This is a genomic window from Acinetobacter sp. GG2, assembly GCF_000292385.1.
Taxonomy (GTDB): Bacteria; Pseudomonadota; Gammaproteobacteria; order Pseudomonadales; family Moraxellaceae; genus Acinetobacter; species Acinetobacter seifertii.
The window spans coordinates 19633-41744 of sequence record NZ_ALOW01000030.1; the positions used below are offsets into that span (position 1 = coordinate 19633).

A 22112-nucleotide genomic window follows, 5' to 3' on the forward strand; every position below is an offset into this window, starting at 1 on the left:
TGATCACTTTTTTATTTAGACTAAAAGTTAGGTTTGTAGTCAAAATTGTCTGTAGCCAAATTATCGCGGAAAGGACGAATTGCTTTTTTAGATAACGTCACTGTATTAATCAGATTATTTGGGAACACTTCAATCTGGTTGTTAAATACTTCGACGTTGCGGTTAAAAATGCTGATTGCAGCGCCAACATTTTCGTTTTGTTCCTGAATATCATCCATCATTTTGCTATAGAGCATATCTGCTTTTAGTTCAGGATAGTTTTCAACCACGACATTTAGGCTACGGATCAGCTCTTTGCTCATTTTTTCAATCTGCTGTAATTGAGCAATATCAGTATGATCGACATTTAAACTGAGAATTTGCTGACGTAAAGCAGTCACTTTTTCTAAGGTCGACTTCTCGAACTGAGTATATTGATTGAGAGTAGTTTCTAATGCTTCAAGTGTTTTTACTTTTTGGCGTTCGAAATTTGCAACTTCTGCCCAAGCACGTTTGGTCGCGTTAAAATAACGCACAATGTTGTTACGAATGTGGATGCCCCACGCAATCAGTACGACGAAAATCCCCAAGAAAATGAATAAGCCTTTCATTTTCACTCCTCTTATTTTTATTCCCTCATTGGACCTTTTAACTTCTTATTTTTTTAATAAGTTGCTAGTTCGGCACTACGAGAGATTTATTTAATTAAATTAAGCATGAATTGCTGAAATTTTTCATATTGCGGCATGGTCATGGTACGTAAATGTCCACGTAATGCTGGAATATCATGAATTTCACTACGTTTGCTGGTGGTTTGAAAAAGATCTTGCTCACCGAGATAACATAATATTTGCTCTTCATGATGATAAATTAAATCACCTTTAAAATGTTGAAAAAAATCATGAAGTTTTAAAGTTAGACTTGGGCTAATTTCTTTAGCTAACTGGTGTTGGTCAGTACCGAAAATATTGAGCTCTTGGTTAATCAGAATGTCAGTACTTTGCCATTCGCTTAAGTAGGGTGCAAAAAAGCGAGAACGTTGATTACTTACGGCAATACCTAAGGCTGGTATTTGAAAAATAAAAGCGCCCCATAAATCTTTATGAATCTCTTTTACTATTTTTTTATCGCTGTTTTGATCTTGAAGAATAGGTAAATTATTTACATAGTGATATTTAAATAGCAGGACTTGATGATCTGTAATGCCATCATTCCATGTCACTGAAGCAAACTCTGTAATTTCATTTGCTTCATTGCCTCGATTAAACAATGGGAAATATTGTTTTAGTCTGCTCAAGACTAAAATGGGTTGGGCTTGAATTGGAAGATAAGCTGGTAAGTGTTGAAACTGTAAGCCATAACGTAAAGCAGTCATACGCTGCTCTAAATAGTGAATGACTTCGCTTAGAGGTTTTTGCGGTTCATAGAGCAAATAGGCCAGAAAACCAGTTAAAAATGCCCATAGGAGACTTAAAATATATTGAATATGAGGATGAAAAAAGTATCCAAATAATAAAGTCGTAATACTGCAAATAGCTAACAAATACGGCAGTACATTTACAAAACGAAGGTTATGATCTTCACGCCATGGATGTAACGCGTTTAAGAGCTCTTGATCTGTTTGTGACTTTTGCCCCGCGTCCCAAAGTCGAGCAATATTACGAAAGACCTGTGCATTTTTTTTACGTCTTATATGAAGTGCTTGTTGTACGGTATCAATTGGCATGAAATTAATGAGTTGATTATCATAAAGTGCTAACTCTAGATTATCTTTTAAATTGAAAGAGATAAATAGAAATACCAAGACTATTTTTATTTTAATTATAGTTGCTGGGTTAAACCTCAAATTAAATAATAAGATTTAACCCAGCTTTAATTTTTAAACTTCTAATTTATCAATTAGCATTGCATCGCCATAACTGAAGAAGCGATAGCAGTCTTTAACTGCATGTTCATAAGCAGCCAAAATATTGTCTCGATTCGACAATGCTGAAACTAACATGAGCAGGGTAGACTCAGGTAAATGGAAGTTAGTAATTAAACGATCTACAATACAGAACTCATAGCCCGGATAGATAAAGATCTGCGTATCACCATTCCACGCTGCGATTTTTCCGCCGTGTGCTTGAGCTGCACTTTCTAAGGCACGTGTTGCGGTTGTACCGACAGCAATTACTTTATTGCCGCGCGCTTTTGTCGTCAAAATCAAATCAATAGTTTCTTGGGGAACGTCGCACCATTCACTGTGCATAACATGATTGGTAATGTCATCAGTACGGACAGGCATAAATGTGCCAGCGCCGACGTGTAAAGTCACAAAAGATTTTTGAACATTTTTTTGCTCTAACTTTGCTAGTAACTCTTCGTCAAAGTGCAGGCTCGCAGTTGGCGCAGCCACACTGGCAATTTTCTCAGGGTTATGGAAAACCGTTTGATAGCGTTCAGTGTCAATTTCTTCTGCTTCACGGTTAAAGTAAGGCGGAATAGGTAACTGACCATATTGCTCAAGTACAGGCAAAATTGGCTGCGAAAACTCAACCACAAATAAGTTTTCGTGACGACCACGCACAATCACAGCAATATTATCTGTACCTACATAAAGCTCGGCACCAGCTTTAGGCGAGTTACTCGATTTGATATGACAATACGCAGTGGTGTGGTTCAACATACGTTCAACCAAAATCTCAATAGCCCCACCTGTCGAGCGTTTTCCTTTAAGTCGAGCTTTCATGACTTTGGTGTCATTCAGCACCAACAAATCACCTTCTTCGAACAGATCGATAATATCTGTGAACATGTGATCGTGATATTGACCCTTTGCGTCTAAATGTAATAAACGTGAAGCACTACGTGATTCGAGAGGGTAACGGGCAATAAGTTCATCAGGTAATTCAAAGGAAAAGTCAGACAGTTGCATATTTAGGAAAAAACACCGCAAAAATTGGGCCTAGTATAAACTTTTTCGCTTTTTTATGGCTGTGCTTCTGACCTAAATCATGAAAAATGTTTAAATGATCTAAAAGTGAACGATAATATTCACTTAGGGTTTGACAAGTTTTACAAACGCGCTAATATACGCAACACAAACATACTTCCTCTCCCGAGGTGGTGAAATTGGTAGACGCGGCGGACTCAAAATCCGCTGTCAGAGATGACGTGTCGGTTCGAGTCCGACCCTCGGGACCATATTCAGAATCGTAAGATTCTACGAAAACCCCTAAGCTAACGGCTTAGGGGTTTTTTGTTGGATCCTTTAATAAGTAAAAATCTATTCAAGATTAGTTTTATGATTAAAAATCTAGATTAAAGGATTTAACTTAATGCAAGATATTTGGCTGGAAGGGCCCCAAGCAAGCTTTGACTTATTACGCCCGACTAATGATGAAATACTTGAAGAGCTTAATAATTCAGTTGGTCTAAGCAAATTAATTTCATAATAATTAATTTTTTAGAAATTATTTGATAATAATTAATGAAAGTTTATGATTGTTCCTAGTTTTATTATTAATTTCTTAATAAATATGAAGCAAAATCTAAAAATACTCTTTATTTTCTCAATTGCCTATCTGATGTTGTTGGCCCTTGGTATATTGGTGTTTTTCAAGTTATTTGGCTTAACTTTTACAGATACATCTGTGCTTTCTAATATTTTTGTATGGTCAGCAACTTTATTTGCACCTATAACTGCATTCTTTATTTTTGAAGGTTGGAAAACACAACACAATAAATCAGTTGAACGAAGTTTAGCTGAAGAAAGTTCTTTGAATCTTAACAAAGTTAGCGAAAACCTTGGCCAAATTTACTTTGCAATGTATTTAAATGAGATTACTCACCCAGAGTTTTATCCTATTAATAATAGAACTTTACCCGAGTTTATTTTAAAAAGTATTCTTGATTTACAAAAAGAAGCGATTAATTGCACTACTAGTTTAGATAAAGATTTAAAAAGATTAGGTAGAAAAAATGCCAAGTTAAAAAGTTCATATGAAAAATATAATCAAGAATTTAATAATTTACATAAAAATCTGTTTTATTTTTTCGATCTAAAGATGCAAGGTAAATTACCTGATCTCGATGAGGATAGTGCAAAAACAAAATTTATTGAACTTTATGATCATTTTCATTCTTATAAAAATGTATGTGATGAGCTTGATACTATTTTAGACGATATTATTTTCATTTAATTCGAGGGAGGTCAACATCCGTTTTAATTAGATAATTTTTGTAATTAATCTAACAATATCTTATATTCGATTTATCAAAAGCCATTCCAAAGCTTATTACATCAGTGGCTTTCCAGTGTGGCACAGTTCTATCCCCAGTTGCTGAGATGGGAGTTTCTCGGTTCGGTGGAAAGTTCTTATTACTAATGATGTGCCGTTTGTGCAATCCAGCAAATATTTAAAATAACTAGCGATGTCTTGTTCATCCCACAGTTGGCATTCAATCGGAGTAATTGGTTTAGCATCAATTTGCTTTAAAACTTTACGTAGGACTTTTTCTAATTTTAGTATTAGAGGAAATATTTTTAAGCTCTATAAATGTATCTTTTGGCTATTCTTCTACTATTTACGAACTCGCATTTCTAACATCTTACAACTCTCTAGCTTCAAACATTTGTTGTATTTTTCTCAAGCATACCCACTTTATGTATCTGAAAACCTTTAATTGAAACTTCACATTTCTATTTTGAAAAGAACGTTGCTCTTTTTATGTACTGTGTTAAAGTTTGTATTAGATCATAATGATTATAAGTACATTTCTTGAAAGCGGTTCCGACCAACAACGACAAAATCTGTGAGGCGGGCAAATGACATTCCAGCGTTTAGAACTACATCAGATCGAGCAGTTAAGTGCTTGTAGAATATCACTATTACTTGGATTAAATGCCGAGCAGAACTATATCGAGCAATTTTTCCGATTTAGTCTTCGTCTGTTGAAGTGTCAAAAAGCCTTATTAACTTTTAATCAGGAACCTTACTTTTGGCACCGTTGCCCTGAAGGTATAACTGCAATTTCGTTTAAGCCTTCGAAACATTTGAAACAGTGCTTTGCTAAACAACAGATGATTCATCATGATCATCCTTCCTATCAAAACTTAACCAACTATTTAAAAGAACTAAACATCGAGTGCAGTAGAGCATTGGCTGTACATCTTTTACATCCCGATAAGACTTCGATGGGCTTTGCTGTCTTTTTTGATGATGATGCAGCTACCTTTGAAGATGATGATATTCAACTGCTGCTCGATTATTGCTCTACGTTTATGCAACAGGTTGAGTTGAAGTTTAACTATGAAGAGTTAAACGAACTTTACGAACAACAGGTGGCAATTAATTCAAGTAAAACAAAATTTTTCTCGATTATTTCGCATGACTTACGTGCGCCGTTTCATGGGTTACTTGGGTTTTCCGAGGTACTTGCCAAAGAGCGCGAGACTTTAGATGAATCTAGTATTCAAAATATTGCAGATTATTTATATGAAACCTCACAATCGACCTATAACTTGCTTGAAAGTTTATTAACATGGGCCATGGCAGAGGGGGGACGTTTTGTATATCACCCAATTAACTTTAAGCTGAGACAAGTGAGTAATATTGTTTGTGATGTACTGCGTACCTTAGCGATAAAGAAAAATATTGAACTGGTAAATGATGTTCCAGAAGATTTAAAAATCTATGCTGATATTAATATGATGACTTCTGTGATTCAAAACTTGGTATCAAACGCGTTGAAATTTACCGATATTGATGGCTCAGGCAAAGTTTTTATAGAAGCTAGACAAGCTGATAAAAATATAGAAATAACAGTTCGAGACACTGGTTTGGGTATGACAGAACAACAAATCAAAAATTTGTTCCATCCACGTATTACAGCCAGCTTTAAAGGTACGGCAGGCGAGAAAGGCGCTGGTCTAGGTTTAAGCCTTTGTAAGCGTTTTATTGAAATTAACCAAGGGCAAATTAATGTTGGTTCCAAAGAGGGCGTAGGAACAACATTTAAGGTTTTACTACCTTCTGCTCAAGAAAGTCATGACGCACTAACCGACCATCATTCTTCACCAGAAGCAAAATTAGTCTAATCCCTTTTCCTACCACTACTCGAACTGCTATAACTAAAAAGAGAGTACGAGGAAAAGAGCTTTTTATATGAATGCGGAGCAGTTACAAAAAACATTGCGTGCTAGTCAGTACGCTGAACAAGTTTTAGGTTTGCATCAAGCTGTTTTAGAAAAAGATTATCAAATAGATCAATTTGCTGCACCGCTCTCGACCGAACAGATTTATCAATTTGTCCAAACTACATTAAATGGAATTGCTGACGAAATATCTTGGATGCGTGGATTACGCATTTTACGTAGTCGTTTAATGTTTCGTTGGATTTGGCAGGATGCCAATCAGCTTACCGATGTTGTGACACTCACTCGTGAACTTTCTGACTTTGCCGATGCTAGTATTTGTGCAGCAAAAGACTTTGCACGTGTTGCACTTGTGGCGAAACATGGTGAACCTGTGGGCTACTCTGGCAAAGTTCAAGATTTAATTGTAGTTGCCATGGGGAAACTTGGGGCGCAAGAGCTTAACTTATCGAGTGATATTGACCTGATTTTTGCCTTTGATGAACAAGGTGAAACCAATGGCCGAAAATGCATAGATGTACAGCAATTCTGTATTTTGTGGGGACAAAAACTTATTTATTTGCTTGAGCATATTACTGCCGAAGGTTTTGTATTTCGAGTAGACATGCGTCTACGCCCTTGGGGCGATGGCTCTGCCTTAGCGATTAGTCATGCCGCTTTAGAAAAATATTTAAGTCAGCATGGTCGTGAGTGGGAACGCTATGCGTGGATTAAAGCCCGTGTTGTGACTGGTGGCAAAGAAGGGCAAGACTTGTTAGAAATGACACGTCCTTTTGTGTTCCGTCGTTATGTTGATTACACCGCTTTTGCCGCTATGCGTGATATGAAAGCCATGATTGAGCGTGAAGTCCTGCGCCGACATATTGAGGATGACATTAAACTCGGGGCGGGGGGGATTCGCGAAATTGAGTTTATTGTTCAGGTTTTTCAGCTGATTTACGGTGGTTCTAAACGTGAGTTACAAGACCGTCAGTGCTTAGTCAGTCTTGAGCACATTGGTGAGGCAGGTTTGTTAGAAAAGCAGGCCGTATTAGAGCTTGAAGATGCTTACCTGTTTTTACGCCGTGTTGAACACGCGATTCAAGCGCTCAATGATCAGCAAACCCAATTGTTGCCAGAAGAAGTTGATCTAAGACAACGTATTATAGATACCTTGGGTTTCGCAAGCTGGAATGAGTTTCTTGATGTTCTTAATGAGAAACGTCAAAAGGTAAAAGTTCAGTTTAAACAACTGATTGAAGATACTAGCTCTAATGCAGCAACTGAAAATTTTGGGCAGTTAGAGCAGCAATTAGATGAAGTGCTGGATGATAATGCGAAAAATTTGATTCATGAATTTTGGCATGGGCATGCACTTAAAAAACTTCCTTCAAATGCTGTGCAGCGTTTAAAAACTTTCTGGCCTCATTTGATTGAAGCGATCTTGCAGTCCGAACAACCACAAACTGCATTATTACGTTTAATGCCTCTGATTGAATCAGTTATGCGTCGAACCGTATATTTAGTGATGCTGATTGAAAGTAAAGGGGCATTACAACGCTTAGTGAAAATGGCGACAGTAAGCCCGTGGATTTGTGAAGAGCTAACGCAATATCCGGTACTGCTGGATGAGTTTTTATCGATGGATTTTGAGTTGCCAAAACGTAAGGACTTGGAAGACTCATTACGCCAGCAGTTACTTCGTATTGAAATTGATCAAGTCGAAGACCAAATGCGAGTACTTCGCCTATTTAAAAAGAGCAACGTGCTCACAGTTGCTGCAAGTGATGTATTAGCCGAAAGCCCTCTTATGAAGGTATCTGATGCACTAACCGATATTGCTGAAGTGAGTGTTAATGCAACCCTATATTTAGCTTACCAGACCGTAGCAAAACGTCATGGTTACCCAAAGGATGTTGAAGGAAAGCGCTGCTCACTCGACTACAAAGCCTTTGCTGTCATTGGTTATGGCAAAGTGGGTGGCATTGAACTGGGCTATGGTTCTGACTTAGATCTTGTCTTTATCCATTATCTAGATGAACAAGCTGACACCGATGGAACTAAGGCTATTAGTGGCTTTGAGTTTGCCATGCGTGTTGCTCAAAAGTTCATGTCCCTCATGACCACTCAAACGCTTGATGGTCGTGTCTATGAAATTGATACACGCTTAAGACCTTCTGGTGAGGCTGGTTTATTAGTGACCAGTCTGAAAGCTTATGAACATTATCAGTTGAAAAGTGCATGGCTTTGGGAGCACCAAGCACTCGTTCGAGCACGCTCTATCGCTGGTGATGAAACGCTTTGCCAAAAATTTGAAATATTTCGCCGCGAGATATTGACTCAATCTAGAGATGAGGCTTATGTTCGTGAGGAAGTGTTGAAAATGCGTCAGAAAATGAAAGACCACCTAGGTTCGTCTTCTGAACAAAAAAAACATGGTATTTTTCATTTAAAACAGGACGCAGGTGGTATCGTAGATATCGAATTTATGGCACAGTATGCTGTACTTGCATGGAGCGGGACGAAACCCGATCTCGCCCATTATTCTGATAATGTAAGAATATTAGAAGATGCTGCTAAAGCAGACTGCTTATCCAGTGAAGATGCCACAGCATTAATTCGAGCCTATCTTAGTGAACGTGCCGAAAGCCACCGCTTAGCCCTTGCAAATCAATCCATGCAAGTCAGCGCAGCGGACTGGCGTAGTACCCGTGCGGTCGTTTGCAATTTATGGCAAAGATTAATAGACCCAACCGTCTCGGTTGAGTTGGATAGTGAATGATTTTATAACAATTTGGAGTGTTCCATGAATTTGGCTGATCGTGATGGTTTTATTTGGCAAGATGGAAAATTAATTGATTGGCGTGATGCAAAGATTCACGTTTTAACCCATACATTACACTACAGTATGGGCGTATTTGAGGGTGTTCGTGCTTATGAAACGCCTAAAGGTACTGCCATTTTCCGTCTTCAAGACCACACAAAACGTTTGTTAAATTCAGCAAAAATTTATCAAATGAAAGTGCCGTATGATCAAGCAACGCTTGAACAAGCACAAATTGATGTTGTTCGTGAAAATAAATTAGCTTCTTGCTATTTACGCCCATTAATCTGGATCGGTTCAGAGAAACTAGGTATTGCAGCAACAAATAACACGATTCATGCCGCTGTTGCTGCATGGGCGTGGGGTGCATACCTTGGTGATGAAGCGATGGCTAAAGGTATTCGCGTTAAAACTTCATCATTTACTCACCATCATCCAAACGTGACTATGTGTAAAGCAAAAGCATCTGGTAACTATACGTTGTCAATTCTTGCTCACCAAGAAGTTGCACACTCTGGTTACGATGAAGCAATGCTCATGGACCCACAAGGTTATGTATGCCAAGGTTCAGGTGAAAACGTATTCTTGATTAAAGATGGCGTTTTACACACTCCAGATATCGCTGGCGGTGCACTTGACGGTATTACACGTCAAACTGTGATGACAATCGCTAGAGATCTTGGTTACCAAGTTGTTGAGCGCCGTATTACACGTGACGAATTCTATATCGCAGACGAAGCATTCTTCACAGGTACTGCTGCTGAAGTAACACCAATTCGTGAATATGATGACCGTCCAATCGGTTCGGGTACTCGTGGACCAATTACCACTGAAATCCAAAAAACTTACTTTGATGCAGTTCAGGGTAGAAATCCGAAATATGAACACTGGTTAACTTACGTAAAATAAGTTAATCCGTTAACATAAAAAGGCGAACTTTAGTTTCGCCTTTTTATTTTTGGCTTAGGGAGCTTTTATGCATATTGTCTATGTCTCTGATGGTAAAGCAGGACATCGCTCACAGGCTTTGGGTTTATTTCAGGCGATGCAAAGACAACAGGCGAATGCAACATTTGAAGAAGTTTCCATTCATGATTTGCCTATTTTTTCTTTAATTAATGCTTTTTTCTCTTCAAAAAAAACTTTGTTTAAACAAGTGCCCAATTTTATATTTGGAGTCGGAAGCCATACTCACTTTCGTGTCTGGTTGCTAGGCAAAATTTTCAAAAAGGCCAAGACCGTTATTTTAATGAAGCCAAATTTGCCGATTGCTTGGTTTGACTATGCCGTAATTCCCGAGCACGATGGTATTCCAGCAAATAGCCGCGTTATTGTTACTCGCGGTGCATTAAATCCAATTCGCAATGAAAACCGCCATCAAAAAGCCAGAATTTTAATTGCATTGGGTGGTTCATCTAAACGACATCAATGGAATCAAGAAAAAGTATTATTGAGTGTTCAACAAATAGTTGAGCATAATCCAAACTCTGAAATTATTTTAACGACCTCACGTCGTACCCCTGCAGAATTTATCGATATTTTAAGACAGCAAAGCTTCGCCCAGTATTTACAGATATGTCCAGTTGAGCAAACCCCTCAGGGCTGGATTTTTGAGGAAATGCAAAAAGCAGAAGCGGTGTGGGTAACAGAAGATAGTGTTTCTATGATTTATGAGGCACTTACTGCGGGTTGCCGAGTCGGTGTGATTGCAATGGATAGACTCAAACAAGACCGTATTACCAATTCGGTTGATGTGCTGCTAGAGAAAAAGTTTATAGCGAATGTATCTGACATACACTTGCTTCCTGAAGGACAGCTCCTACAGGAAGCGGATCGGGTCGTGCATCAGCTCACTAAATGACATTGGCTATCATCATGACCTTTATCATAGTTGACCGTTTCTGATGTTGCTAAAATTTCTCTTGGATATGTTTTGAACTTTGCATTAAATAATGATCTGTCTTGAGAAATATTTTTACAGTGAATCCCTCGCATATCTAAAACTGTAGGTAATATATTAATTGAACTTATAGGATTGCTTTGTTCTTTAGAAAGAGTACTCGCCATTTCTGGATGATGTTGCTTCCAAGAGTTTGAACTCCACATAATTAAAGGGACATCAAAATTATTTTTCATATCTAAATGCAGTGAGCTATTTTCTTTACATTCTCCAAGGTTTAATCCATGGTCAGATGTATAAATTAAGTTGGCATCTAGATTAGTTGCTTTTAATTTTTGAATGACTTCGTTGAGCAAGTAATCTGTATAAAGTACCGTATTGTCATAGGTATCTTTAAATTTATTAAATTGCGGTGGATAGCGTTTTGTAAAATCTGCATGTGAGCCGTAAAGGTGTAAGACAATGAATTTATGATGTTTTTTCTCTGCTAAAGCTCGGTCAAATGATTTGAGTAGCTCTTCATCGTAATGCGTTTCAAGTGATGCTGAATATGAATGTTGCGTCAAAAATTGGGTTTCTTGAGCAGAAGATGCATATGCTGAGACAAGAGAATCATATTCACCATATTGAGCTTGTGCGCTAAACCAATAAGTTTTGTAGCCTGCTGCATTGAACGCATTTACAATAGAAGGACTTAAATTATCAGTTCCGTTGAGCTTTCCTGTTAGTAAGGTTGGTACGGACTTACTGGTCATATAAGAACCTGAAATCGTATTATTAAATAACCATAAATCTTTCTTATATTTTGCTAGATATGGTGTTGTATTATTTTTGGTATAGCCAAATAAACTTAAACGATCGCGTCGAGCACTTTCCCCAATAACCAATACTGTAATGGTAGGTCGAGTTTCTTTAACTTGTGTGCACTCAATTTCGTTTTGTGTGGCTATGAAGTCTTTTACACGATTTACTTCAAGGCTCGCTGCTGGTAAACCGAGCACTAAATTTAAAGGATAAGATTGTTTAAAATGACGATATACATTTAGGAAACCTTGCTGATGATCAGGTGCTTTAAGGTAGCGTTGAATTGGCGAAAAAATAAGACATAAAGCTAAAATACGTACCCATATTGGAGTGTTTAGTCTTTGATTTGGAATAAAATGATAAAAGAAAGCCAAAGGAATGATATAGGCAATAATCAAACCAATTGCTAAAGGAATATCTAGTGTCGATAAATAGACTCTACCTTCAGTTGTGGAACTTCCCAAAATTGTGAGCCATACTGAAATTTCAGTTGGGGCGTTATAGGTAATTTCGTAATAAAGTGCAAAAGGAGTTAGAAGGTAAATAGGTAAGCTAAGCCAGAAAAAACGGCGGTAATGATAAATTAAAAAAACGAAAAAAATAAGCGGATATAAGGCTTTGAAAAAACCATCACTGGAAATAATGAATGATGGAACAAGCAGCATAAAGCAATAAATAAAGAACCATAACTTTCCTGTTTTGAATCGAAAAATCACGCTAAGCTGTTCCAAGTGTAAAAGCGCGATATCATCCTATATTTCGCTAACAGGGTCTACATAAATTCAGGCATGATATAATATTTTAGTTCATCTCCAGAATTGATGGAATTATAGAGTTTAGAATGAAAATATTGCATATCGCAAATTTTGGCTTTAATAAACAAGGCGCACATTTTTACTGCACAGATCGTAAAATTTCTGCCGGATTAATTGAAAATGGCCATTTTGTTTATGATTTTAGCTTTCGTGATATGGCACGAATGGGGACGATTTTTAAAACAAAAAAATTGGGTGCTAATTGGGCCAATAAAGAAGTATTAAAAGTCGTCAATAACATTGAGCCTGATTTGGTACTTATAGGTCATAGTGATTTGATGAGTCCAGATGTCCTAAGACAAATCAAAGAAGCTTATCCAAATACTAAAATTGCATTTTGGTATGTTGATCCGCTTTATTTAGAGAGCAAACTTGGTTTTGTCAAAGCATTCTCTCCATATTTGGATGCTATCTTCTGTACAACTGGTGGTGAGTATCTACAGAAGTTAAAGCAGCCACATTTAAGCGTAGCTTATTTACCTAATGTTGGTCATCGTAATGTAGAAATTCTGCAACAGTTTTCAAACGCTAAGATTGATAAGACATTTATCTTCTGCGGTGTGGTTTATAAAGAACCTGAGCGTGAAAAGTTCTTAAAAGATTTGGCAGATGCTCTACAACAAGGTCATGTAAACTATCAATATTATGGTTGTTTTGAGCAACCTGGCGTTTACGGGAAAGCTTATTATAAGGTTTTGTCTGAAACAAAAATGGGACTTAATTACTCACGCCGTAATGACGTAACCTTGTATAGTTCTGACCGTATTGTACAGCTGACTGGTAATGGTTTACTCACCTTTAGCCCAAGAATTCCAGGTTTTGAGAAACTCTATACTGAGCAGGAAGTGGTTTACTTTGATGATCAATTTGATTTGGCTAAGAAGATTCAATTCTTTGATCAAAACCCAGATCAGGCTGAAAAAATAGCGAAAGAGGGCTGGGAGAAAACACGTAGGTCTTTCAATGCTAAACGCATCACCCAGTATATGGTTGAAGTGACATTTAAGCAGCCCCTTTCAGAAGATTATGAATGGTCACATGAGGTTTATACATGATGTGGTTTTTGTACGTTGCGGTAGGCCTACTAGCACTTGCTGCACTGTTATATGTGCTGGGTAATTACACTTTCTGGCTTCCGTTTCGTTCGAACAAACTACCACGCATTGTGATGTTGCATCAGGTTACTCCTAAAGATGCAGCCTCTGGTATGAATATGCCTCCTGAAAAGTTTGAACAACTTTTACAGTTGTTGACGCGTAAAGGAGCTACTTTTTGCTTTGTCTCTGAGCTTGAACAATACCGTAATCAAAAGAATGTCGTTGCTTTAAGTTTTGATGATGGTTTTATGGATAATTATCTTTATGCCTATCCATTACTTAAAAAATATAATGCAAAGGCAACCATTTATTTGGCGACGCAAATTGAAGGTATTGAAAAGCTAACTCATGAGCAAATTCATGAAATGGCCAACTCTGGTTTAATTGAGTTCGGTGCGCACACGCAGCACCATGTGAACTTACTTAAGCTTGATGATCAAACTGCTTACGATGAAATGCTTCAGTCTAAACGCGACGTTGAAGCATTAGTTGGGAAGTGCCCAAGCTTTGCTTATCCATTTGGTCGATTTAACGAAAAGCACCAGAAAATGGCTCAAGAGATTGGCTTTAAAAACGCTGTATCGACTCGTAAAAAAATCGAAGCTTACGAAGTAGTTAATCAATTTAATATTCCACGTGTCAGCACGCATGGTGCCATGAATGCTTTACAGATGCGTATCGCCCTTGCTAAAGGACGTTATAAGTTATGAATAAAATTCCATGTAGTGTTTATATTGTTACTTTGGACTGTGGTGCTTGGCTAGAACGAACTTTGCAAAGTGTCAGTGAGTTTGATGAAGTCATTATTTTAGACTCTGGGAGTACTGATAATACTTATGAAATTGCAGATCGCTTTGAAAATACGCATATTTCTCATCAAGATTGGCAAGGTTATGCTGGACAAAAAAGTTTGGCTTTAGCAAAGTGTCAGAATGATTGGGTGCTTAACTTAGATGGCGATGAAGTCTTATCTAAAGAGTTAAAACAAGAAATTGTTGAGACCATTCAACAGAACAAGCTTGATGCATTAATCACTCCAATTAATGATGTGTTTTTAGGTGTCCCTAATAGTAAACATACTAAAAAACATGCGAAGGTGCGTTTTTTTCGCAAGTCTAAAGGACACTATGATCTAGCCAATAAAGTTCATGAAAACGTGATCGTAGATGGTGAATCTCAGCGCGCTCAACATGATATTTACCATTATGGCGAGTCGAGCATTTTCGTTAAAGTCGAAAAAAATAACCAATATTCCAACCTCAAAGCACTAGAGAAATATCAAAAAGGAAAGTCTCCAAGTGTTGCTAAATTGGTTCTGGTAATGCCAGTGACTTTTCTAAAGTCTTACTTTATTCGCCGTAGTTTCTTAAATGGTTGGCGTGGTTTCGTAAATAGTATGATCAACGCGTTTTATGCTTTTCTAAAAGAAGCCAAACTGTTTGAACAGACGATGAATAAAGATAAAAAATAAGTAGGCAAGCGATGAAGATTGTTCAGATTATGGCAACAGATGGTGGAAAAATCGGTGGATTAGAAAAGCATACTTTTCAACTCTGCGCAGAATTATCACAAAAGCAAGAAGTCCATTTATTTTTAGACTTAAACTATCGAAATGTAATACCTCAATTAGAACATCTTCATTGTCATTATTTTGATTTTTCTAAAGGAAGAATGAATATCAGTCTTCTTTATTCACTTTTTAAAGAAATTAAAAAAATTGCACCTGATATTATTCATGCTCAAGGCGGAAAAGCATCAAAAATGTTGAGTTTTCTTCTGCCCTTTTTAAAAGTACCAAGTGTGGCAACCATTCATGGTATGAAAAATAACATGCGTAGTTATCATCATTTTAATGAGGTCATTACTGTAAGTCAGGCTGTTGCAGATAAAGTTAGTGAATATCGATCAGTTCATGTTGTTTATAATGGTGTTGCTCAGGAAAAAAGATTGAGTGCCGATATACCTAGAACAACTCTAAAAAAAGCTATCGCAATTGGCCGATTAGATCCAGTAAAAGGCTTTGATCAACTTATAGATGCATGGCAAGGTTTGGAGATTCACCTAGAAATATTAGGTGAGGGACCCGAGCATGAACATTTAACTCAGTTAATTCAAGATCTGCATTTGCAGGATAAAATTAAATTAGTGGGTTATCAGCAAGACATTTATCCGTATTTGGCAGCAAGTGATTTAGTGGTGGTATCTTCCTTGAGAGAAGGAGGTCCATTAATTGTTGCGGAAGCATTATTGGTACATAAACCTGTAATTGCCACTGATGTGGGGATGGTAAGAGAATTTATTCCAGAAAAATATATTGCAAAAGATAATACTGCATTGGAACTTAAAAAGTTAATTGAAATTGCTAGTGAAAACTTTGAGCATATTCATTATGAGTTTAAGCCTGCGTTTGATAAAGCAGAAGCTGAATTATCTTTAAATGCAATGGTTAATAAAACACTAGATATTTATAAATTAGCGTTGCGACAACAACGCTAATTATCTTTTTTGGTCAAACGGATTGCATCCACAACAACGAAATTGGAATGTACATCAATAGTGTGACATCCATCATCTTCTTTGTTCCATTCAGGATATATTGTTTCGTACAGTCTTTCCTCATATTCTTTCGGACTTAATTTTATGATTTCTTTAAGCTCAATATGTCCACCATAGCGCTTTAAAGAGTCTTGACTTGGACGAACCAGTTTATTCCGATAGAAAAAAGGTTTTCCAGCCATCCTATATTGAATTTTTCCTTTACATACTGGGTTCATTGGGTGTTCTTGCCAGTTTGGATTCAAGATATCTTCAGTAAAGAATAGATCTAAACGGTCACCAAATTTCTTACAATCGCGACGTGTTGAGGTAAAAAGGTACCATAAACCTTCGTGGTAAAAAGGTGTGCTGTCAACTGCTTCAATATTTTCTAGAAGATTAGAATGTTTTTCCCATTTCAGTGGAAATTCAGTACATTTCCAAAGTTCAACTGTTTTGTTGCTAAAAGTCTCTGGCACCATGTACCAAGTATTATCTATTTTAAATACACAAGGATAGGATAGGTGATAGTCGAGCTTTAAAATAGCTTTAGGTGCTGTGTATGTACCATCTTTAAAAACTTCTAAGACAGAAAGAAAGCCTACAGGATGTTCATCATCAATTTCTTCAAAGAAAATGAAATGACGATCATTTTCATAAGCATAAAAGCTATCTGCAAATGTAAATTTTCTAGGTGAATGGATTTCAAAGAGTGAATCTAATTGTTCAAGTGCTGTAAAAGGTTGTTCTAGCCAGCCAAAACGTATATACCAATGAGAATTATAAGATTTTGCTTTTTTTGCTTGCTGGTATTTGTACCATTTTTTTTGGATTAGGCGATTTAGCATTAAATTTTACACTCGATATAACTATAATTAGATAGACTATCCCTGACTCATTTTAACATTTGAATGAAATGAAAAAATATTTAATCAGTATTGAATCTACGAATAGTGAACGTTTAAAAAAGCTGTACTCTCAGCCAACATTTTACAAATATCGCGATGAATTTAAGCAATTTGGGGTTATAGGGAAAAATTTAAGTGTTAGTGAGTATTTTCAGCAGGGTGTAGCAGGTAAGAAGAAACCGATGACACCAGGTGAGCTTGGTTGCGCCATGTCACATATAGCTGCATTAAAAGATTTTTTAAGCTCTGATGAAGAATATGCCGTTATTTTTGAAGATGATGTGATTGAACGTTTCGAAATTGATTTCCAAGACTTAGAAAAACATATTCATTCTTTAAACTTGGGTCCCTGCTTTTTCCTAAGCTTGGGCGGTATCCAAATGAAAATATGCAATCGCGTTCGTGGAAAGTTTTTACCTGAAGAGTTGTATGGCCAAAAAATTCTAAAAGTTGATTATGATTATCTTGAAAAACTAGCGTATGCGTATGCTTATGTTGTAGATCGTAAAATGGCGCAGATGTTAGTGGATTATCATCAGCCGATCAAAATTTACGACCATTGGCAAGATCTTGTTGGTCGAGGTGACTTTAGCTTCTACGTCAGTTTTTTATTTGATCATCCGATTATTGAAAATAATGATGCGTTAAGTTACTTGGAAAAGGAAAGAAGTCTAGTTACACATGTTTCACAAGATGATAGTGATTTATTACGGTACTTAAGAGTTAAACTAAAGAAATATATACTTAATAAATATATAATTTAGTCATTTTCTTGGGGTTTATTATTAATTTTATGATTAAGCAAAAAAATATTATTATCGGGTCAGCAACTGGATACAATGCTGACCTTATCTCTTCTTTTGTATATTCTTTGGAAAAAGCAAACTTTGATGGCATATTGGCTTTAATTATATATAAAGAGCAAATGACAGAATTTGTAAATGCATTTTCAGATATCAAAAATTTTAAAATTGAATTTAAAGTTTCAGCAATTGGAAAGTTTAAATCAAAGTCAAAATATTCAGGTGTTTATAAATTTAAGTTTGTAAGAGATATTCTTAAGAAAATTATTGGCTTAACAGTAAATGAGACTATTCCTGAATCAAAAATTAGAGGTCTTAGAATTACAGGTTATCCGCATGTGAGCCGTTTCTTTGAATACAAAGAAATTGTAGACAGCCATCCTGATGCTTCACATGTATTACTTAGCGATGTTCGAGATGTTTTTTTCCAAAGTAATCCTTTCAAAAATCTTGGCAATGGTCTATTTGTTGGGATGGAAAATCCAGATTTCACCATAGGTACTGAGCAATATAACCAAAAATGGATTTTGGATGCATATGGAGAGAGTTTTTATAACATTGCAAAAGATGAACAAGTTTCTTGTTCAGGGGTCACTATTGGTGATCATGAATCAATTAGAGTCTATATCAATAAAATGATTGAAGAATTCTGCAAGCAGCCATATCAGAAAATGTCTGAAAGAATTTATGATCAAGCCATGCATAATAAATTATTAATTACTAATAGTTTAAGTGATATAACTCGCTGTCAGCCATTTGAATCAATTATTGTAACTTTAGGGTTATATCCAATAGAGCAAATTGCAGTTAATGATCAGGGATTTATTATTAATCGCAATCAAGAAATTATTCCGATTGTCCATCAGCATGATAGACATCCGGAACTACTTAAGTTATGTGAGAACTATATTAGAAATTAGCTTAGAATTATCCAAAGCTTACAAAGGGAGGCGGATATTAATTTTTATCCGCATTTCCTTTAAGCACCATATAAATGAGTGCAACAAAAATAAGTAATGCGCCTACTAGGCTACTTACGCAGAAATAAAGAATACGTTGGTTCGTTGTTAAATTGAATAATTCATGAGAAAGGATATAGCGCATAAAAAACCACTGCGCAAGAGAGAATACAATCACGACTAAAGCATGTCGACGAACTTCAGGACGCATTGCCATAATCAAATACCACGGGGAGAAAAGAGCAGTTATTATGCCATTTGCCTACTCTCATCTCAATAGAGCCTAAATTGAGTCAATTGTGTAGAAAAATTAAAATTATGAACAAATTATGAATTTTTATTAACATTAATAAACATTGAATTTCATTTTTTATCTGAGATTTTTTAGTAAATTTCTGTACTTATTTGGATATGTGTTTAATGCAGCCTATTGATTTTGTAATGATTTGGGTAGACTCAACCGATACGAAATGGCAGCAAGATTACGCATATTATAAATTTAAAGAAGTAAATAAACAGATTACAGAACTCAGTGATGAGTGCCGTTATCGCGATTGGAACAATCTTCATTTCTGGTTTAGATCTGTTGAGAAATTTTGCCCTTGGGTACGAAAAATTCACCTTGTTACCTGTGGACATTTCCCTGAATTTTTAGTCAAAAATCATCCGAAGTTAAATTTAGTTATCCATGATCAAATTATAGAATCAAACTGTTTACCTACGTTTAACTCTCATGCTATTGAAATTAATATTCATAAAATAAAAGGGCTTGCAGAGCAATTTGTCTACTTTAATGATGATACTTTTATTAATAGACCTTTAGAACCTGAGTTTTTCTTCCAGAATGGACTACCTTGTGATGGTATTCGGCTACAGCCGTTGATGGTAGTAGGAGAGGAAAATTTTTTAGGCGCTGTTGCTTTGACTGATGTTGCAATTATTAATAAATATTTTGATAAGAGAAAACTATTTCGAAAAAATCCTTACGCTCTTTTTAATCCTCGATATTCCATAAGCAATAATTGGGATAATTTTTTAAGTTTATATAACCGAAAATTTTCAAGCTTTTATAGTACTCATTTACCTCAGCCATTTTTGAAGTCGGTTTTTGAAGAGGTTTGGGAAAAAGAAGAAAACTATTTGAGAGAAGTATCAAGTCATCGCTTTAGACAACCTTTAGATGTTAACCAATATTTGTTTAGGCTTTGGCAGTTATGTTCTAATCGTTTTTGTCCTGTAAATATCTTTGAGCGCGGACAAAACTTTAATTTAAGATTGCAAAATCTCTCTGAAATTAATTATGTGATTAAGAATGAACAATCTCCACAAATTTGTCTAAATGATGATGAGCATGTGGTTGATTTTGAAAAATTAAAATTAGAAATTATTAAAATTTTTGAACAAAAATTTAATACAGTCTCAAGTTTTGAAAAAGAAATATCCCATTGAAACTACTTAATAAAAAACCCTGCTTAAGCAGGGTTTTTTATTTAAAAAATCTAAAAATTATTTAGATTCTTCAGCTTTTGGCTTTTCACGTAAACGAATGCCCAAGTCACGAAGCTGGTTAGCTTCAACTGGAGCAGGTGCTTGAGTAAGTGGACATTCAGCAGTTTTCGTTTTAGGGAATGCAATAACGTCACGAATAGACGTCGCGCCAGTCATTAACATTACTAAACGGTCAAGACCAAATGCCAGACCACCGTGAGGAGGAGCACCGTAACGAAGTGCATTAAGCAAGAAGCTGAATTTCTCTTCCGCTTCTTCATCAGAAATACCAAGCGCTTCAAAAATCGCTTTTTGCATTTCTAATGTATAAATACGTAGAGAACCACCACCAACTTCAGTACCGTTCAATACCATGTCATAAGCAACTGAAAGTGCTTCACCTGGATTGTTCTTCACTTCTTCTACGCTTGATTTTGGTAGAGTGAATGGATGGTGAACAGAAGTCCATTTGCCATCGTCAGTTTCTTCAAACATTGGGAAGTCAACAACCCAAAGTGGAGCCCACTCACAAGTTGCAAGATTCAAGTCGTGACCAATCTTGACACGAAGTGCGCCCATTGCATCATTTACAACTTTAGCTTTATCAGCACCGAAGAATACGATATCGCCATCTTGCGCACCAACACGTTCCAACAGTTCGAGTACGATTGGTTCAATGAATTTCACGATTGGAGATTGAAGACCTTCAATTCCTTTAGCGAGCTCATTAACTTTGATGTAAGCCAAACCTTTTGCACCATAGATGCCAACGAATTTGGTGTATTCATCAATTGCGCTACGTGGCAATGAAGCTGCACCAGGAACGCGTAAAGCAACAATACGACCTTTAGGATCTTTTGCAGGTCCAGCAAATACTTTGAACTCTACTTCTTGCATTAAGTCTGCAACGTCAACGAGTTTCAACGGAATACGCATATCAGGTTTATCTGATGCATAGTCACGCATTGCATCTGCGTAAGTCATACGTTGGAATTTATCGAATTTAACGCCAAGAAGTTCATCGAACATCTTCACAGTAAGGACTTCCATTAAGTCCATGATCTCACCGTCACTCATGAACGATGTTTCAACGTCGATTTGAGTAAATTCTGGCTGACGGTCAGCACGCAAGTCTTCATCACGGAAACATTTCGCGATTTGGTAGTAACGATCAATACCACCTACCATCAACAATTGTTTGAATAATTGTGGTGATTGTGGAAGTGCATAGAAACTACCATTTTGTACACGACTTGGTACTAAGTAGTCACGTGCACCTTCAGGAGTTGCACGTGTCAAAATAGGTGTTTCAACGTCTAAGAAACCATTATCTTCGAAATAGTTGCGAATAAGGTTAGTTAATTTAGAACGGAAGCGTAAACGATCCAACATTTCAGGACGACGAATATCCAAGAAACGATATTTCAAACGAATTTCTTCAGAAATATTGGTATTTTCATCATTTAAAGGGAATGGAGGTGTTTCTGAAGTGGCAAGAACTTCGATGTCTTTACCCAAAACTTCAATTTGACCACTCACCATGTTGGCATTTTCAGTACCTTCATAACGGCGACGAACACGACCTGTAATTTTTAATACATATTCAGAACGTGCTTTATCTGCTGTTGCAAATGCTTCTGGAGTATCTGGGTCAATAACCACTTGAACGAGACCATCACGGTCACGCATATCAAGGAAAATAACACCGCCATGGTCACGGCGACGATGTACCCAACCGCATAATGTAACGGTTTGGTCGATTTGGGCTTCAGTTAAAGAGCCGCAGTAATGAGTTCGCATCATGATGAAGATTATCCAAACTATATTGGCTGAAAAGACGGATGCGTAAACCGCGCACCGTCAAAAAAAGTAAGTTTTCGAT

Annotated in this window: 19 protein-coding genes, 1 tRNA gene and 2 pseudogenes; 14 read left to right on the forward strand and 8 right to left on the reverse strand. The window is 36.6% G+C overall.

The window, feature by feature from the left end:
• Nucleotides 1–20: 20 nt before the first annotated feature.
• The 3 genes from B554_RS0106850 to queA all read right to left on the reverse strand — a co-directional run bounded on the left by B554_RS0106850 (nucleotide 21) and on the right by queA (nucleotide 2896).
• A complete protein-coding gene (locus B554_RS0106850; RefSeq protein WP_019457466.1) occupies nucleotides 21–590 on the reverse strand; it encodes a LemA family protein in 570 nt (189 codons plus the stop codon).
• Nucleotides 591–676: 86 nt separating this feature from the next.
• Complete coding sequence (locus B554_RS0106855; RefSeq protein ID WP_019457467.1) at nucleotides 677–1705, reverse strand: hypothetical protein; 1029 nt, start codon at nucleotides 1703–1705, stop codon at nucleotides 677–679.
• Nucleotides 1706–1858: 153 nt separating this feature from the next.
• The gene (gene queA / locus B554_RS0106860) at nucleotides 1859–2896 is read right to left on the reverse strand and encodes a tRNA preQ1(34) S-adenosylmethionine ribosyltransferase-isomerase QueA (protein ID WP_019457468.1); all 1038 of its coding nucleotides are present in this window, start codon (nucleotides 2894–2896) and stop codon (nucleotides 1859–1861) included.
• Nucleotides 2897–3078: 182 nt separating this feature from the next.
• Between queA and B554_RS0106865 the strand changes: the two genes are divergently transcribed.
• The 3 genes and pseudogenes from B554_RS0106865 (at nucleotide 3079) to B554_RS0106875 (ending at nucleotide 4163) form a co-directional block, all read left to right on the forward strand.
• Nucleotides 3079–3165, forward strand: a tRNA-Leu gene (locus B554_RS0106865).
• Between the two features lie 135 nt (nucleotides 3166–3300).
• Nucleotides 3301–3416, forward strand: a pseudogene (locus B554_RS18885) (site-specific integrase); the annotation flags it as partial.
• A 45-nt stretch (nucleotides 3417–3461) separates the two neighbouring features.
• Entirely contained in the window at nucleotides 3462–4163 is a 702-nt protein-coding gene (locus B554_RS0106875) for a hypothetical protein (protein WP_019457470.1), read from the forward strand.
• A 49-nt stretch (nucleotides 4164–4212) separates the two neighbouring features.
• Here the strand turns inward: B554_RS0106875 and B554_RS19120 are convergent.
• Nucleotides 4213–4493 (reverse strand): annotated as a pseudogene (locus B554_RS19120) (hypothetical protein).
• A gap of 296 nt (nucleotides 4494–4789) precedes the next feature.
• Between B554_RS19120 and B554_RS0106880 the strand changes: the two are divergent.
• From B554_RS0106880 to B554_RS0106895, 4 genes are all read left to right on the forward strand, one after another.
• Nucleotides 4790–6061 (forward strand): sensor histidine kinase, encoded by a 1272-nt coding sequence (locus B554_RS0106880; RefSeq protein WP_019457471.1) that lies wholly within the window; start codon nucleotides 4790–4792, stop codon nucleotides 6059–6061.
• A 67-nt stretch (nucleotides 6062–6128) separates the two neighbouring features.
• Nucleotides 6129–8879 carry a bifunctional [glutamate--ammonia ligase]-adenylyl-L-tyrosine phosphorylase/[glutamate--ammonia-ligase] adenylyltransferase gene (gene glnE / locus B554_RS0106885; RefSeq protein ID WP_019457472.1) on the forward strand — a complete coding sequence of 917 codons (2751 nt, stop codon included), beginning with the start codon at nucleotides 6129–6131 and terminating at the stop codon, nucleotides 8877–8879.
• 24 nt (nucleotides 8880–8903) lie between these two features.
• Nucleotides 8904–9830 (forward strand): branched-chain amino acid transaminase, encoded by a 927-nt coding sequence (locus tag B554_RS0106890; protein WP_004705670.1) that lies wholly within the window; start codon nucleotides 8904–8906, stop codon nucleotides 9828–9830.
• 67 nt (nucleotides 9831–9897) lie between these two features.
• Nucleotides 9898–10782, forward strand: a complete 885-nt coding sequence (locus B554_RS0106895; RefSeq protein ID WP_019457473.1) for a mitochondrial fission ELM1 family protein — start codon at nucleotides 9898–9900, stop codon at nucleotides 10780–10782.
• Here B554_RS0106895 and B554_RS0106900 read toward each other — a convergent pair.
• Nucleotides 10767–12341 carry a phosphoethanolamine transferase gene (locus tag B554_RS0106900; protein WP_227501325.1) on the reverse strand — a complete coding sequence of 525 codons (1575 nt, stop codon included), beginning with the start codon at nucleotides 12339–12341 and terminating at the stop codon, nucleotides 10767–10769. The two genes, B554_RS0106895 and B554_RS0106900, sit on opposite strands and share 16 nt — an antisense overlap.
• Nucleotides 12342–12466: 125 nt before the next feature.
• On the opposite strand from B554_RS0106900, the gene B554_RS0106905 reads away from it, so the two are divergent.
• From B554_RS0106905 to B554_RS0106920, 4 genes are read left to right on the forward strand one after another with little or no spacing between them, the layout of a single operon-like run.
• Complete coding sequence (locus B554_RS0106905) at nucleotides 12467–13495, forward strand: glycosyltransferase (protein WP_019457475.1); 1029 nt, start codon at nucleotides 12467–12469, stop codon at nucleotides 13493–13495.
• On the forward strand, nucleotides 13492–14247 hold the full coding sequence (locus B554_RS0106910) for a polysaccharide deacetylase family protein (protein ID WP_019457476.1): 756 nt from the start codon (nucleotides 13492–13494) through the stop codon (nucleotides 14245–14247). The genes B554_RS0106905 and B554_RS0106910 overlap by 4 nt, the downstream gene beginning before the upstream one ends.
• Nucleotides 14244–15008: a glycosyltransferase family 2 protein gene (locus B554_RS0106915; protein WP_019457477.1), complete on the forward strand. Its 765-nt coding sequence runs from the start codon at nucleotides 14244–14246 to the stop codon at nucleotides 15006–15008. The genes B554_RS0106910 and B554_RS0106915 overlap by 4 nt, the downstream gene beginning before the upstream one ends.
• An 11-nt stretch (nucleotides 15009–15019) precedes the next feature.
• The gene (locus B554_RS0106920; protein WP_019457478.1) at nucleotides 15020–16033 is read left to right on the forward strand and encodes a glycosyltransferase; all 1014 of its coding nucleotides are present in this window, start codon (nucleotides 15020–15022) and stop codon (nucleotides 16031–16033) included.
• Here the strand turns inward: B554_RS0106920 and B554_RS0106925 are convergent.
• Complete coding sequence (locus B554_RS0106925; protein WP_019457479.1) at nucleotides 16030–16920, reverse strand: hypothetical protein; 891 nt, start codon at nucleotides 16918–16920, stop codon at nucleotides 16030–16032. The two genes, B554_RS0106920 and B554_RS0106925, sit on opposite strands and share 4 nt — an antisense overlap.
• Before the next feature lie 68 nt (nucleotides 16921–16988).
• On the opposite strand from B554_RS0106925, the gene B554_RS0106930 reads away from it, so the two are divergent.
• Both B554_RS0106930 and B554_RS0106935 read left to right on the forward strand, forming a co-directional pair.
• On the forward strand, nucleotides 16989–17744 hold the full coding sequence (locus B554_RS0106930; RefSeq protein WP_019457480.1) for a glycosyltransferase family 25 protein: 756 nt from the start codon (nucleotides 16989–16991) through the stop codon (nucleotides 17742–17744).
• Nucleotides 17745–17752: 8 nt separating this feature from the next.
• The gene (locus tag B554_RS0106935; protein WP_081400318.1) at nucleotides 17753–18703 is read left to right on the forward strand and encodes a lipooligosaccharide outer core biosynthesis glycosyltransferase GtrOC6; all 951 of its coding nucleotides are present in this window, start codon (nucleotides 17753–17755) and stop codon (nucleotides 18701–18703) included.
• 37 nt (nucleotides 18704–18740) lie between these two features.
• On the opposite strand, the gene B554_RS0106940 is transcribed toward B554_RS0106935, so the two are convergent.
• A complete protein-coding gene (locus B554_RS0106940; protein WP_019457482.1) occupies nucleotides 18741–18959 on the reverse strand; it encodes a hypothetical protein in 219 nt (72 codons plus the stop codon).
• A gap of 203 nt (nucleotides 18960–19162) precedes the next feature.
• Between B554_RS0106940 and B554_RS0106945 the strand changes: the two genes are divergently transcribed.
• On the forward strand, nucleotides 19163–20191 hold the full coding sequence (locus tag B554_RS0106945) for a stealth conserved region 3 domain-containing protein (protein WP_019457483.1): 1029 nt from the start codon (nucleotides 19163–19165) through the stop codon (nucleotides 20189–20191).
• 57 nt (nucleotides 20192–20248) lie between these two features.
• Here B554_RS0106945 and aspS read toward each other — a convergent pair whose 3' ends face one another.
• Complete coding sequence (gene aspS / locus B554_RS0106950; protein ID WP_019457484.1) at nucleotides 20249–22033, reverse strand: aspartate--tRNA ligase; 1785 nt, start codon at nucleotides 22031–22033, stop codon at nucleotides 20249–20251.
• Between the last annotated feature and the right edge of the window lie 79 nt (nucleotides 22034–22112).